At 60.5% G+C, this 13,933-nt stretch carries 11 protein-coding genes; 6 read left to right on the forward strand and 5 right to left on the reverse strand.

Going from position 1 to position 13,933, the window contains the following annotated elements; genetic code table 11:
- The first annotated feature begins 137 nt into the window (after positions 1–137).
- Positions 138–1,793, forward strand: a complete 1,656-nt coding sequence (locus ACRYA2_RS16325; RefSeq protein ID WP_433630374.1) for an ArnT family glycosyltransferase — start codon at positions 138–140, stop codon at positions 1,791–1,793.
- Between the two features lie 315 nt (positions 1,794–2,108).
- Here the strand turns inward: ACRYA2_RS16325 and ACRYA2_RS16330 are convergent, their stop codons facing one another.
- Positions 2,109–2,996 (reverse strand): sulfurtransferase, encoded by an 888-nt coding sequence (locus tag ACRYA2_RS16330; protein WP_433630377.1) that lies wholly within the window; start codon positions 2,994–2,996, stop codon positions 2,109–2,111.
- 383 nt (positions 2,997–3,379) lie between these two features.
- On the opposite strand from ACRYA2_RS16330, the gene ACRYA2_RS16335 reads away from it, so the two are divergent.
- Together ACRYA2_RS16335 and glmM are read left to right on the forward strand one after the other, a co-directional pair.
- Positions 3,380–3,619, forward strand: coding sequence for a hypothetical protein (locus tag ACRYA2_RS16335; RefSeq protein ID WP_433630380.1), 240 nt, complete (start codon positions 3,380–3,382; stop codon positions 3,617–3,619).
- An 81-nt stretch (positions 3,620–3,700) separates the two neighbouring features.
- Entirely contained in the window at positions 3,701–5,017 is a 1,317-nt protein-coding gene (gene glmM / locus ACRYA2_RS16340; RefSeq protein ID WP_433630383.1) for a phosphoglucosamine mutase, read from the forward strand.
- A gap of 13 nt (positions 5,018–5,030) precedes the next feature.
- On the opposite strand, the gene ACRYA2_RS16345 is transcribed toward glmM, so the two are convergent.
- Positions 5,031–5,525: a DUF7344 domain-containing protein gene (locus ACRYA2_RS16345; RefSeq protein WP_433630385.1), complete on the reverse strand. Its 495-nt coding sequence runs from the start codon at positions 5,523–5,525 to the stop codon at positions 5,031–5,033.
- Positions 5,526–5,873: 348 nt separating this feature from the next.
- Here ACRYA2_RS16345 and ACRYA2_RS16350 point away from each other — a divergent pair, with 348 nt between their 5' ends.
- Positions 5,874–6,074, forward strand: coding sequence for a hypothetical protein (locus ACRYA2_RS16350; RefSeq protein WP_433630388.1), 201 nt, complete (start codon positions 5,874–5,876; stop codon positions 6,072–6,074).
- A gap of 3 nt (positions 6,075–6,077) precedes the next feature.
- On the opposite strand, the gene glmS is transcribed toward ACRYA2_RS16350, so the two are convergent.
- From glmS to ACRYA2_RS16365, 3 genes are all read right to left on the reverse strand, one after another.
- On the reverse strand, positions 6,078–7,892 hold the full coding sequence (gene glmS / locus ACRYA2_RS16355) for a glutamine--fructose-6-phosphate transaminase (isomerizing) (protein WP_433630391.1): 1,815 nt from the start codon (positions 7,890–7,892) through the stop codon (positions 6,078–6,080).
- An 834-nt stretch (positions 7,893–8,726) separates the two neighbouring features.
- Positions 8,727–10,163, reverse strand: coding sequence for a helix-turn-helix transcriptional regulator (locus ACRYA2_RS16360; RefSeq protein ID WP_433630394.1), 1,437 nt, complete (start codon positions 10,161–10,163; stop codon positions 8,727–8,729).
- Positions 10,164–10,420: 257 nt separating this feature from the next.
- Positions 10,421–11,008 (reverse strand): DUF7344 domain-containing protein, encoded by a 588-nt coding sequence (locus ACRYA2_RS16365; protein WP_433630397.1) that lies wholly within the window; start codon positions 11,006–11,008, stop codon positions 10,421–10,423.
- Positions 11,009–11,518: 510 nt separating this feature from the next.
- Here ACRYA2_RS16365 and ACRYA2_RS16370 point away from each other — a divergent pair.
- Both ACRYA2_RS16370 and ACRYA2_RS16375 read left to right on the forward strand, forming a co-directional pair.
- Positions 11,519–12,883, forward strand: a complete 1,365-nt coding sequence (locus ACRYA2_RS16370) for a nucleotide sugar dehydrogenase (RefSeq protein ID WP_433630400.1) — start codon at positions 11,519–11,521, stop codon at positions 12,881–12,883.
- Entirely contained in the window at positions 12,883–13,926 is a 1,044-nt protein-coding gene (locus tag ACRYA2_RS16375; RefSeq protein ID WP_433630403.1) for a glycosyltransferase family 2 protein, read from the forward strand. Before ACRYA2_RS16370 ends, ACRYA2_RS16375 begins: the two co-directional genes overlap by 1 nt.
- Positions 13,927–13,933: the final 7 nt, after the last annotated feature.

The raw sequence follows: 13,933 nt of genomic DNA on the forward strand, positions 1-13,933 counted from the left end.
ACGGACGACGAATGCCAACGCATTGAACGCAACCCACAGCGAATACACTGACAGACATATGATGAGAACAGCGAGGAAACGTACTCGACGCCCGATACGCATCAATGAGCAGAGTATCGATACCGAGGTGATACCGGATGTCGCATAGAGTCAACGAGCAGGAACGCCGGAACGTTGTATCGAGACTGCTTGATCTCGCTGATGACGAGCGTGTCTGGCTCGCGACTGCGATCGCGACCGGACTGCTAGTGTACACTATCTATCTGACGACGCATCCGTATCCAGCCTACGGTGCTGGACTGTACATCAAAATAGCCGAGGAAATCAGCGCACACGGGTACGCGCTGCCGACGAAGATTCCGGAATACACCGCCGATGGCGTACCGTTCGGCTACCCGCCACTGATGTACTACGTCTCAGCAGTGTTGATGGATACAACGGGCATCGACCCTATCACGCTCAGCCGTCTCTTGCCTGGATTCATCATCGTGCTATACCTGTTGCCGTTCTACTACCTGGCACGCGAGGTGCTCCAGACGACACCCCAGGCCGGTTTCGCCACGATGCTGCTGGCGGTGACGCCCCCGGCGCTCCAGTGGCACCTCTCGGCCGGCGGTATCGTCCGTGCACCGGCGTTCCTGTTCACAATCACTGGTGCGTACACCGGCTTGCAGCTGTTCCGGACCGGCAACCGGACGTGGCTCATCCCGTCAGCGGTGCTGTTCGGGTTGACGATCCTCACACATCCAGTCTATACCGTCTTCTTCGGGACGACGTATCTCGTCATGTACGCCTGTTTCAATCGATCAGTGTCCGGGCTGGTGAGTGGCGCGACCGTCGCTGTGGGCGGAATCCTGCTGGCCTCTCCGTGGTGGACCCAGATTGTGGCCACGCACGGTATTGACGTGTTTACCGCCGCATCAGGAACTCACACCGGAATCGGCGGCGGATTCATGCGACTGTTCGGACAGCTCGTCTACCCCCTTGATCTTAGCCCCCCGCTAATATTCTTCCTCGGTTCATTCGCTGGCGGAGCGTATCTGCTTGCGAAGCGGCGCATCTTCCTCCCGCTGTGGCTGGTGTCTGCCGCGTTCATGCTCGGGAAGACCCGTTTCCAATTCCCAGCCGGGGCGATGATGGCGTCCGTGTTTGTCTTCGAGGTTGTCGTTCCCCGCGTTCGCGGGTGGTCATCCCGGTACAGGGGGTCGGCTCCGCTCGTCGTCGTCGGCGTGCTCGCGATCCTCTCAACTGCGGTCGGCGGCGCGTTCGCCGCGGGGATGTTACACTCCCACCAGGGAAGTAACAGTCAGCCTGCCTTCATCGACGAAGACGATGAGGCCGCGATGAACTGGATTGAGGCCAACACGAAGTCGAACGCTGACTTCGTCGTGCTTGGCGACGCTGCTGAGTGGTTCCCACTACTGACCGACCGTGCCATCCTCGTTGGGCCATGGGGGGTCGAGTGGGAGGGCCACAAGCAGTACCGCCACCACTTGCAACTGTATAAGAGCCTCTCGCGCTGTCCCGGTATGGCCTGTCTCTCAGAGAGTATGATCGCGAACGACGTCAATCCCGACTACATCTACGTGCCGAAAGGCCATTACACGGTCCGAGGTGCCGATACGTACCAGCAGCCATGGATGCGTGATAGTCTCGTTGAATCGACTCGGTACAAGATGGTGTACGAGAACGAGGGTGCAATGGTGTTCCGCGTCACGGAACCCCTGAGGGATGTCCAGATGCCCGAGGACGGACCCCAACCCGAGCAGTCGCTCTCCGGCGCGCCGGCCTGACACGTAGCGAGCGGAAGCTCACCCCTTCAGGGGTGGGTGTGAGCGACAACACGGCCAACCAATCCATGTACTACGGCTTGCTTGGATGTTCTACTGCTTCCAACCCTGCTTCGATAATCTCTTGATAGGCTTCTTCGAGACTCACGTTTTGCTGCTCGGCCTAGTCTTTCACGCGCCCATTTTGCGTGTGCGAGATGTCCACTGGAGGAATCCCACGGCTGAAGCGGTGGGAGGATGTCAAAGCACGCTCGGTGTCACTCCCATCATTTCTGCCGACGGTCACCGTGATCCCGTAATCTGCGACACGCTTGACCGTCACTGACTATCGCCAGTCTCGATAGGTGCGCGAACGAGGTTCCCCCACTCCGTCCATGAACCATCGTAGTTTCGCACATCGTCGAACCCAAGCAGGTCGTGGAGTACGAACCACTCAATGGACGAGCGTTCGCCAACCCGACAGTAGGTGATGACTGACTCCTCGCCATCCACTCCGTGATTGGCGTAGAGCTCCCGGAGTTCGTCGGCGGACTTGAACGTCCCATTGTCGTTCAGAACATCCGCAACGGGAACGTTGCTTGCGCCCGGGACGTGACCGCCGCGCTGGGCGGTCTCCTGAAGCTCTGCAGGTGCTATCATCTCACCCGTGAACTCCTCTGGCGAGCGCACGTCGACAAGCGGAAGCCCGCTCTCCATCGCCATCTCGACGTCGTCGCGGTACGCCCGGATGCTCTCGAATGGCCCGCGGGCTTCGTACTCCTGGGTCGGGAACTCCAGTTCATCCTCGGTCAGGGGGTAGTCCTCGTTCACCCAGTAGTCCTTTCCGCCGTCGAGGACGCGGGCGTCCTTGTGGCCGTAGTACTTGAATTCCCAGTAGGCGAACAGTGCGAACCAGTTTGCTATCCAGCCGTCGCCATAGAAGACGACGGTTGACCCCTCGTCGATGCCGGCGTCGCCGACCACCTGCTCGAACTCCTCCTTCTTTAGAATGTCGCGCTCGGTTTTGTCCGAGAGATCTTCGTCCCACTGCATCCCGATCGCGCCTGGGATATGGCCCTGGTCATAGCGTGACGGGAAGTCCTCGTCCGGCGATTCGGGACTGTTCACTTCGACGATGCGGTAGTCGGGGTCGTCACTCTGGAATTCGTCCAGGTGGTCTTCGACCCAGTCGGCGCTGACGAGCACGTCTGTTTCGTATTGACTCATGGCCGCACCAGAGTCAACGTGTAGCATCAAAACAGTCGTGGCCGCTCCGGTCACCCCGGTGACCGACCCGGGGATGAATGCCGCTGCTAGCATCTATGACGTTCGCCGCTGCTACCCTTGAGACGGAGGCAGTGACGCTGCATCGAATGGGGCGTACGCCCGACTCCGTGTCACGTCGGAGACGATAATGAACGACCCGACCCTACTCACTAACTATGTGTTATTCAGCATCTGCGACGATACACCGCTCTTTCGTGTTTCGATGACTGATCGAGCGAAATACCTGGAGCGATCGAATACAGCAACCGCGTCCGGAAACTGAAGAAAAACAAGTCCTTCGGCGGTAAATACACTTATGCACCGTCCGTGAGGTCCTGCGAACGATGTCAGGAAAAACAAGGACGCCCCAAGTCCCCCGGTCCGTGCCGAAACTGGAGGCCGAACTCATCGCCGATGAGTATGCAGCACTCGCCGCCCGCGCTAGCGCCCAGGCGACGGACTCCGGTATGGACACCCCACGTGCGCTCTCAACGGACGACCAGCAGCGACTACGTCAACGTCTGCTCGACCTCGGCATCTCCGAGGAGAGTGTTGAGTCACTAGCGTTCGACGACTCTGGGTGACCACCTGGTCTCCTAACTGTTCTTTCGTACGGTTTCACCGAAAGCGAACTCTTTTCTCCGCTCCCGGAGTGAGACTGAACTATGTTCGGAACTAGCGGTGTCCGGGGACCGGTCGGTGAACTCGTCACGGCGGACCTCGCCCTCTCTGTCGGGCGTGCGCTCGCCTCGACGGGTGCCGAGCGCGTCGTCGTCGGACGTGACCCTCGGGGAAGCGGGCAGTTCCTTGCGGACGCTCTCTCGGCCGGTGTTCGGGAGTGTGGGGCGGACGTAGTACGCCTCGGCCTTGCGGCGACACCGACGGTCGCTCGGAGTGTCGCATGGCGGGACGCCGACGCTGGCGTCTCCGTGACGGCGTCCCATAACCCGCCGGAGGACAACGGCATTAAGCTCTGGAATCGGTCGGGCCAAGCGTTCGACGCCGACCAGCGAGAGGAGATTACGCACGCTGTCGAGGCGGAGGACTTCGACCTCGCGGCGTGGGACGATTCAGGGATAGAGACACGATGGGACGGTGCGGCTGAACGCCACGTCGAGACGCTTGTTGACGCCGTTGCCGGTGACCTCGATCTCTCGGTCGTGGTGGACGTGGGCAACGGGGCCGGCGAGGTCACTGCGGACGCACTGTACGAACTTGGCTGTGACGTGGAGACGCTGAACGCGCAGCCGGATGGTCGGTTTCCCGCCCGTCCCAGCGAACCGACCGCGGAGAACTGCGAATCGCTATGTGCGCACGTCGCGGCCACCGACGCGGACCTCGGCATCGCCCACGACGGTGACGCCGACCGCATGATGGCTGTCGACGAGAATGGTGAGTTCTGCTCGGGCGACGTCCTTCTGACCCTCTTCGCCCGCCAGCGCGCTGGTCCGGGCGACGCTGTCGCCACGCCGGTCGATACCAGTCTCATCGTTGAAGATGTACTTGCCGAGCGTGACGCGACCGTCGAGCGCACGCAGGTCGGTGACGTGTACGTCGCAGAGCGCGCAACTGAATCGAACGTCGTCTTCGGCGGTGAACAGTCCGGCGCGTGGATATGGCCCGACCAGACGCTCTGTCCGGATGGCTCGCTCGCTGCATGCCGGCTTGCGGAACTTGTCGCGAACGAGGGGCCGCTGTCGGAACTGGCAGCCGATATCGGCGAGTACCCCATCCGCCGGACGAACATCGAGACTGACGATAAAACCGGACTGATGTCCCGGCTGAGCGATGCGGTGACCGAACGTTATGACGACGCCAACACGGTTGACGGCGTCCGCGTCACGCTGGATAAGGGTTGGTTCCTCATCCGCGCCAGCGGCACCCAGCCGCTCGTCCGTATCGCGGCGGAGGCCCGCGACCCCGAGACGGCCGACGAGGTGTTCGACACCGCCGTCTCGTTCGTCGAGGACCACCGGCCGTAGCGACCGTTCACTCTCACCAGCCCGCATCGCAGTCGACTGCGGTCGTCCCGTCCGGCCGCTCCGCGCTCGCGGTCAACTCCAGCAGGTGGTCAAGAAACGCGTTCGGGACGACGTCCGCGTTCCCCGAGAGGGCGACCCAGTCTTCCTCGATGTCGTAGTCCACGAGACCGACCAGTGCGAGCTTCGGGAGGTGGGTCTCCCGGAACGACCGATACGTCCGCTCGAAGGTCTCGTCGGGGATCGACGCCAGATCGCCGTTCGACTGCCGGGCGACGACGTGCCGAACGAGCCTCGAGACCGACGCGTCGTCGCCGCACTCGTGGAGGTAGTATAGCGCCTGGCGCCGGTCGTGATGGGACAGGACCGACAACACGCGATTCAGCGACACCGGCGCGTCGACTGCGGTCGACCGGGACCACTCTTCGCGCCACGCCTTGGCTGGTGGTTCAGAGTCGATGCTCTCGTCCCTGTCGCTGGTGCGCGTAATTAGTGGTTCGAAGCCAATCATCCACATTCTCCTCCCACGTAATCTGCCGCTCCGTCGTTAGGTGTAAACTGGGGTTTCTGATGCTGTCCTTTCAAGTCATCTCGGGTCTTCGTCGCTGAACCAGCAGTCGCTCCGCGACCAGGGCATCGACGGACGGAAGAGTAGCGCCCCACGTTGCTTGACGGTGATGGGGCTCGACGGGACAGAACGGGTGGATGACAGACGTCCCGACGACGATGCCACGGCGACGGGACGGATTTATTTCTAAATCGCGGATAAAGTAATGATTTACGGCCGTTACGGGCCCTCGCCGACCATCATAGTCTTAGCGACCAGATAATAATGACCTGCTCGTACGACGTCCGGACGATGATCGACGCCCTCGACTGGAGCAGTCGGTATCTTGCTCTCGCAATTAGCAGCGTCGCCGCCACGATGCTTGCCTGGATGGTTGAACGGGAACTTGTTGTCCCTCTTGCACTCGCCACCGCCGCGGCGTTCGCAACACTGGCGTTGCTACACGCTCGCGCGTCCGAAAGGCGACTCCGAAAAGTAAACCCAGACCCGTGACCGCTACTCGACGGTGACGCTCTTGGCGAGGTTGCGCGGCTTGTCGATAGGGCGATCGAGCAGTCGCGCCGCGTAGTACGACACAAGCTGGAGCTGGACGTTGGCAAGCAGGCCGGCCCACACGGGGTGCGTCTCCGGAATCTCGAGGTGGGAATCGGCGATGTCGATCACGTCGTGGTCGGCGCTGGCCACTGCGACAATGGGCGCACCGCGAGCCTGTGCCTCCTCGGCGTTCTTCATTGTCTTCCCGTCCCCGTCGCCGCTAAACACCGCGAACACCGGCGTGTCCGGCGTCACCAGCGCGAGCGGGCCGTGCTTGAGCTCACCCGACGCGAACCCTTCGGCGTGCTCGTAGGTGATTTCCTTGAACTTGAGCGCGCCTTCTTTCGCGACGGCGTTGTTTAGCCCGCGACCGATGAAGAAGAAGGACTCGCTATCGGTGTACTTCTCCGCGATAGCTCTGGCGTTAGTCGTCTCTAGTACCTGATCGACATGCTTCGGCAGGTCGTAGACCGTCTCGAGCATTTCGTCGACGTCGCCCGGCAGCGACGCACCGTCGATATCTTCGGCGAGGCGGACCGACAGCAGTGATAGTGTCACCGCCTGTGAGGAGAACGTCTTTGTCGCGGCTACGCCGATTTCCGGTCCGGCGCGGATGAACAGCGCCTCGTCGGCGGTCCGGGCCGCGGTCGACCCGACGACGTTCGTCACTGTGATGACCTGCGCGCCCTCTGTTTTCGCCTGTCTGAGCGCGCCGAGGGTGTCGGCTGTCTCGCCACTCTGGGTGACCGCGATGACGAGCGTGTTCTCCGAGACGGGGCCGGGGCTAGCATCGACATACTCGCTCGCCCGAAACGCCTGCGCGCGGATGCCCGCATTGGACAGGAGCTGCTGACCGTACAGGGCGGCGTGGTAGCTCGTCCCGCAGGCGACGAAGTGAACGTCGTCTACGTTATCGAACGTGCCTGGCGGGAAGTCTTCGAGGTTGACCTCGCCGTCCTGCACGCGTCCCTCGATGGTGTTCGAGAGGGCGTTGGGCTGGGTGTTGATCTCTTTGAGCATGTAGTGGTCGTACCCACCCTTGCCGGCGTCCTCCGGGTCCCAGTCGATGTGTTCGACGTCTCGGTTGATTCGGTTGCCCTCCATGTCGGTCATGGTGACGCCGGTCGGTTCTAGAATCGCCATGTCGCCGTCCTCGAAATAGACCACATCCTCCGTGTGGTCGAGGAACGCCGGCACGTCGCTGGCGAGGTAGTATTCACCATTGTCGAGTCCGAGAATGAGCGGCGACCCCTGTCGGGCCGCGTAGATTGCATCTTCGCCGTCAACGAGTGCGGCCACCGCGTAACTCCCTTCGAGGTCACGAACCGTCTGCCGGAACGCCGTCACATTGTCGGGAGCGTCCTCGAGGTATTGCTCGAAGAGATGGGGGATGACCTCGGTGTCGGTGTCACTCGTGAACTCGTGGCCCTTCTCGCGGAGCATCTCTTTCAGCTCCGTGTAGTTCTCGATGATGCCGTTGTGAACGACGGCGACCTCGTCAGTCTGGCTCGTGTGCGGGTGAGCGTTCTCGTCCGTCGGCGGGCCGTGGGTGCTCCAGCGCGTATGGCCGATCCCCACGTTCCCTTTCGGGACGCTGCTGACGAGACTGTCTTTCAGTTCCGAGACCTGTCCGGAGCGCTTGTACACAGAAATACCGGACCCGTTTTGGACTGCGACGCCGGCCGAGTCGTAGCCCCGGTATTCGAGGTTCTCAAGCCCGGAAACCAATTTCGTGATGGCGTCGCCCTCGCCGATTCGGGCGATGATTCCACACATTCTACACTGCCTCCTGCTGAACTGTGGCCTGCTCGTGATATGGTACGAGGACGCCTCTAGCGGGAACCGTTCCGAAACGAGTTGTCATATGTTCGTCTGTGGTGTCTGGGTGTTTCATGGGTGTGTACCTCCTGCCATGCCGACGCCCTCTCGGACGCGGCACTGGCCCTTATCCTGGTTATTTCACCCTACCCCCATTACTATAGACTGATTAAGGCCACAATTAGCCTCGCTGTAAACATGAGACAATACAGTCCAGATTTTCGCTTTGCTACTCTAAACCACTAGCCCAGCGTTAGACACCGTAGAATCGACAGACGACGTGTTTTTCTGTTGGCTTTCAGCCGTCACGTCGACCATGACTGGCGGTAGGAGTATCTCCTGTGACCACAGTACCGACAGCTGATTCGCGACATACCAGCGGTGAGATGTCGCCTGATTCTCCGGGAGACATCGTTCTGCACCGCTCGTGTTTCTCTCAGCTGAAATGCAGGCGGGTAAGCCCCCTTCCTACTCACTCCCTTCAGTCGCTCGTTGAGGAAGGGGGCTTACCCGCCGTCTTTGCTCACTTTCACTGTGCGCCATGCCCTTACTACCGCGGTCAAATGGGGTAAGAAGACGCTCGCCACGCTTCCGGCGGTGTTCAAACGCGACACGAAGCGTGCATCGGCGGGTGTGGCCGAGTGTCCATCCGGTAGGAATAGGACACTCCGAACTGCCTGTGGAGTCTGGAACCGCTGTGGCACCGGTCCCTACACGTTCCGACGCGGAAACAGGAAGCCCCGAGCGCGGTAGGTCGGGGTAGTTCACATGCGTCGTGACAAGGACGACTCGTCACGTATCTGGAACGGGTTCGTCGTCCGGTTCGTTGCCGTAAAGGACGACGATGTTCTTGCGACCGATATTTATCTTACTAATCTGCTCGTCCTCTTCCATCCTCGAGAGTAGGCGACTCACCTTTGACTTCGACCAATCTGTCTCCTTGATTATCTTGCTCTGGGGGAGTCGACCACCGTGCTCTCGCACAAGTTCAAGCACACGGTCCGCGTCCGTCACGATTTCGCGCGACTCGGCCGTCGGCTGCGGGGAGGCGCTAGGCGGATTGTCACCGTCGTTGCGGAGATCTGCGAGCCAGTTGCGGTTCGAGCGCCCGGCAAGCACCGCCGCGGCCCCGATTACTCCCAGCAACACCAGATATAGTCCGCCTGTTATCAGCGAGTTGGCCGGATTCGTACCGAACCTCTGTTCGAATCCGTCACTCAGTCCGTCGCCATCGGTGTCGGCTTTCATCGGGTTTGTTCCGAGCTTTCTCTCCCTGCCGTCGTCGAGACCATCGTCGTCGGAGTCGGGGTTGGTCGGGTTGGTCCCTATTGCGATCTCTGTGGAGTCATTGAGACCGTCGTTGTCGGTGTCCTCCTCGGTCGGGTCAGTGTCGTACTTAGACGTTTCTTCGTAGTCGTCAAGACCGTCACTGTCGGTGTCCTTCTCCGTCGGGTCGGTTGACCCCTTCACCTCCACAGGATCCGTCAGTCCGTCGCCGTCCGTATCAGGATTCGACGCGTTCGTCCCAATTTTCACCTCCTTGCCGTCTAGCAGGCCGTCCTCGTCGGTGTCCTTGGCGCGCGGGTCGGTCCCTTTGCTCACCTCTTCAGGGTCACGGAGACCGTCGCTGTCAGTGTCGGGTTTGAGCGGGTTGGTATCGTACTCCTTGACCTCCTCGTAGTCGCTGAGACTGTCATTGTCTGTGTCCCGCTTGCTGACGTTCGTATTGTATTTTACTTCATGCTTGTTAGTGAGCCCATCACCGTCAGGATCGCCGGTCTGTCGGAGAATCGTGATCTGTTTTTTCGATTGAGCGACGACCTCATTGTTTTTCTTGTCGGCCTGATTGACGGTGACGACGAGTGTTTGGTCGCCGGTCACGTTCCCGGTGACGTTGGCGAATGTGAAGTTCACGCGTTGACTCGCGTTCGGTGACAACGTTGTTTCTTGGCAGCCGAGCGCCGTCGAGTTGTTCCCTGGCCCTTGTAGCTCGGCGCACACGCGGTGCGGTCCCGACTGCGACCCCGTGTACAGGAACACGCTTAGGTTGTGTGGTTTAGACTGCCAGAGATGGGTAACGTTGTATTCCCCGTCCACGACGCCAGGACCAGTGTACGAGGAGTTCTTGATAATGAGCTGGTTTCCAGGTGACGTTGCGGCAACGGATGTGACCGTAGTAGACAACAGTAGGAGACACACGACGAACGCGGCGACTGGTCTGGTACTCATATCTGTTTGGGACTGGCCCCTGTTTCGACGGGTAACTCGTCCTGTGTTTGGTATTTTGTCGTCGAGTATTTTTCCTTTGGGGTTGGAATCTCCACTCTAAAACGGTGTTATTTTTAGTTATAGATATATTTTACCCTCGGTTCGGAGAGACAAGAGAAACGTGGAATGGCTAAATCTGTAGTCTCCCGGTGGTTACCGGACCAAGAGCGTGCAGAACGTCAAGTAACGACGTTTATTTTACTTCTTCGACGTATGGGTCAATTGTTCTGACGGTCGGTAAGATCCTGACCTAGTGTCAGCGTCCAGAACATGGCGAGGACGATAACACCGGCACTCGTCGATGACAGTGCTGCAAACGGGGTGAGGCCTTGCGTAGCTCCGACCAAGACGGCCGTCCCGACGCCGGATGCGCCGAGATAATACCGTCCCCATGCGCCCGCGTGTTCGTCTTCCTCATCGTTAGTTTCCGTCGCGGTCGACGGGCTGAGGTACTCGTTCAGCTCCTCAACTAGTGGCGTCGGCTCGATGATGCCTCGTGACTGGTCATAGTCGATGACGCCCTCTTCGTCGAGTTTCGGAAGGTGAGACTGGTAGAGTGGGATGTAGGTGCGCTGGCGTGCATCCGAGGAGAGCGCCGTCACCGTTGTGTTGTTCTCCCATGCGGCGACCTGCTCGGCGACGTCGCGCATCTCAACCGGTCCGTCGGCGTCTCGGAGATATCGTAATACGTTCCGTCGTCGCTGGTTTTGGAGGAGATGATACGCCTGGTCGGCGGTGAGATCTCTCGATTTGTCTCTTTTTTCGGTTGCTACGCCCGTTCTCACTTCACTCTCTGTTCTACTCATGATATACCATTGTCGTAGATGGATGAAAAAGGGGGTCGGCGTTCCCGGCCGTTGCACCGAATTTTCACTCCGTTTGAGTGTATTTTCTACTTTCCCAACCGTTGTGCCGAGTTTATCACGGTGCAATCAGGCGATTATAGCGGTTTATGTTAGTGGAATTGTATTTCAACTATGGTGCGGGATGCACCGATGTCCATCAATGGCGGCGGTCATCTTGGCCTTGGTGACGGCGAAATCAGTTAGTAGATTGCCATTTCGCCCGGCGTACAGTCTCTCTCCGATGCCTTCGGTCGCACAGCTTGCCCTTGGTAGCAAGCAACGTGGCCGAGTGGAGCCAGCGCGCTGATTTCCGGCCGTTGACGGCTTAGCTACTGTATAATAAAGCCCACCGCGTTTCATCGTTGAAGCGAGGCTCGCGTCCGACCGAAACAGTCACCGCACGGCGTTTTTGCCCGTGTCGCCGTAGACGGCGTGGTCGGAGTAGAGAGCGTAACGACGGAGACAGCATCTATGAACTCGACTATAGGCGACATCGACGACCGGCCAAAACACACCGGAAGCGGGGAGAATGACGTAGACGATAGCCGTGACGCAACCATCTGCGTCGTCGGCCTGGGATACGTTGGTCTCCCGCTGGCGGTCGGCTTCGATCAAGAAGGCTACAGTGTCGTCGGCTTCGATGTCGACGACGGAAAGGTAGAGACACTCCGCGGGGGTACTGACACAACGGGAGATCTTGGCGATGACACGATCGCAGAGAGCGAGATTACGTACACGACCGATCCCGGCGAGATGGCTCACGCGGACTACGTGATGATAGCCGTCCCGACGCCCGTGGACGAGAACCGACAGCCGAATCTCGATTTCATCGAGGCGGCTGGCCGAACGGTCGGCGAGTCGATGACGGCCGGCACGACCGTCATCCTCGAATCGACGGTGTTCCCGGGTGCGACCCGCGAGGTACTCGTCCCGGCCATCGAGGCGGCATCAGGCATGACCTGCGGCGAGGAGTTCTTCGTTGGCTACTCGCCCGAACGCGCGACGCCGGGCGACCCCGAGCACGGCCTGCGCGACGTGGTGAAAGTCGTCGGAGGCCAGAACGACGAGGTATGCGAGGACATCGCAGAACTCTACGAGACAGTCATCGACGCCGGTGTCCACCATGCGGAGTCGCTTGAAGTAGCTGAAGCGAGCAAGGTCGTCGAGAACGTCCAGCGCGACCTGAATATCGCCCTTGTCAATGAACTGGCGATGGCGTTCGACAGCATGGATATGGAACTGGACACCCGATCGGTGCTGGAAGCTTCGGGAACGAAGTGGAACTTCCACCACTACTACCCTGGTCTCGTCGGTGGTCACTGCATCCCCGTTGACCCGTACTTCTTCATCCACCGCTCGAAGCAGGATGGATTCGTTCCGCGGCTTACTGAAACCGCACGGGACGTCAACGAGGCGATGCCAGAACACATCGCTGACCTAACGATAAAGGCGCTGAACCAGTCGGGGAAGACGCTGCGTGACAGTCGTATCCTCGTGCTCGGCCTGACCTACAAGGCGGACGTGGCCGACATCCGCACCTCGAAGGTCGACGGTATCATCGAGGGACTGCAGGAATTCGATATCGACGTCGTGGGCTACGACCCGAACGGCGACGACGAGGCGATGCGCAAGCAGTTCGGCGTCACCGTCCAGGAGGAAATAGACTTCCAAGGCTTCGACGGCATCGTCCTCGCGACACCCCATAGTGAGTTCGAGGACGTCAACCTGACCTCGGCAGCCGAGGCGATGAACGACGACCCTGCGTTCGTCGACGTGGCAGGTACATTCGACCCCGACGACGTCGAGACGGCCGGCTTCGCGTACCGGAGGGTATAATGTACGGGGGGCAGACAATCGGCGTCGTCGTTCCAGCATACAACGAGGAGGGGTTCGTCGGCGACGTGCTCGATTCCCTGCCCGCGTTCGTCGACCGTGCGTACGTCATCGACGACGCCTCGACCGACAACACTTGGGCCGAGATTCGCGAGCGCGCCGCCGTCGAACGGCCGCCGCGCGGCGGCCCGGCTGTTGCCCGCGGAAACGCCCGGCCCGCCGCCGGCAATCCGCAGGGCGAGAACCGTGAGGACGTGGCGGACGACGCTACCAGGGCCGACGGCGACGGGACATACATCGTCGCCATCCGCCACGAGCAGAACCGGGGTGCCGGCGGCGCAATCAAGACCGGCTACCTCGCCGCGCGGGAGGACCGCGTCGACGTGACGGTCACCATCGACGCGGATGGGCAGATGGACCCTGAGATGATGACCCGGTTCATCGATCCCATAGCGGCTGGCGACGCGGAATACACGAAAGGCGACCGCCTCACTAACCCGGAGTTTCGCGACAACATGCCGACGTTCCGACTGGTCGGCAACTGGCTGTTGACCGGACTGACCCGCATCGCCAGCGGCTACTGGGATCTCTCGGATCCCCAGAACGGCTACACTGCCATCTCCCTGGCGGCACTGGAGGCTGTCGACATAGGGTCGATGTACGAGTACTACGGCTACTGTAACGACCTGCTCGTGAAGCTCAACGTCGCCGGTATGCGCGTCGTCGACGTGCCAATGCCGGCGAGCTACGGTGACGAGGAGAGCAACATCGACTACATTGATTACATTCCGAAGGTGTCGCTGATGCTCCTGCGGAACTTCTTCTGGCGGCTAGCGACGCGCTACCGCTCCCGGCCGACCGGGGCGGCTTACGCCGTCGGTCTCCTCGGCGTCCTGGCGACCGTCGTCCAGGCCGTCCGCGCCGTCGCGTCGAAAGCGACGGGCGCGAGCGACGACGAGGACAGTCACGGCATCCTCATCTCGCTCCTCGTCGCGGTCGTCGGCCTGGCCGCAGGCGTCGTCTTTGATCGGAGGGAGGAGCCGTGAACGTCGA

The organism is Halomicrococcus pelagicus (assembly GCF_050954125.1).

What these genes read in the sequence shown, in the direction of transcription:
- ACRYA2_RS16325 (WP_433630374.1), top strand. Translation starts at nt 138, where the DNA reads ATGTCGCATAGAGTCAACGAGCAGGAACGCCGGAACGTTGTATCGAGA.
- ACRYA2_RS16330 (WP_433630377.1), bottom strand. Translation starts at nt 2,996, where the DNA reads ATGAGTCAATACGAAACAGACGTGCTCGTCAGCGCCGACTGGGTCGAA.
- ACRYA2_RS16335 (WP_433630380.1), top strand. Translation starts at nt 3,380, where the DNA reads ATGTCAGGAAAAACAAGGACGCCCCAAGTCCCCCGGTCCGTGCCGAAA.
- glmM (WP_433630383.1), top strand. Translation starts at nt 3,701, where the DNA reads ATGTTCGGAACTAGCGGTGTCCGGGGACCGGTCGGTGAACTCGTCACG.
- ACRYA2_RS16345 (WP_433630385.1), bottom strand. Translation starts at nt 5,525, where the DNA reads ATGATTGGCTTCGAACCACTAATTACGCGCACCAGCGACAGGGACGAG.
- ACRYA2_RS16350 (WP_433630388.1), top strand. Translation starts at nt 5,874, where the DNA reads ATGATCGACGCCCTCGACTGGAGCAGTCGGTATCTTGCTCTCGCAATT.
- glmS (WP_433630391.1), bottom strand. Translation starts at nt 7,892, where the DNA reads ATGTGTGGAATCATCGCCCGAATCGGCGAGGGCGACGCCATCACGAAA.
- ACRYA2_RS16360 (WP_433630394.1), bottom strand. Translation starts at nt 10,163, where the DNA reads ATGAGTACCAGACCAGTCGCCGCGTTCGTCGTGTGTCTCCTACTGTTG.
- ACRYA2_RS16365 (WP_433630397.1), bottom strand. Translation starts at nt 11,008, where the DNA reads ATGAGTAGAACAGAGAGTGAAGTGAGAACGGGCGTAGCAACCGAAAAA.
- ACRYA2_RS16370 (WP_433630400.1), top strand. Translation starts at nt 11,519, where the DNA reads ATGAACTCGACTATAGGCGACATCGACGACCGGCCAAAACACACCGGA.
- ACRYA2_RS16375 (WP_433630403.1), top strand. Translation starts at nt 12,883, where the DNA reads ATGTACGGGGGGCAGACAATCGGCGTCGTCGTTCCAGCATACAACGAG.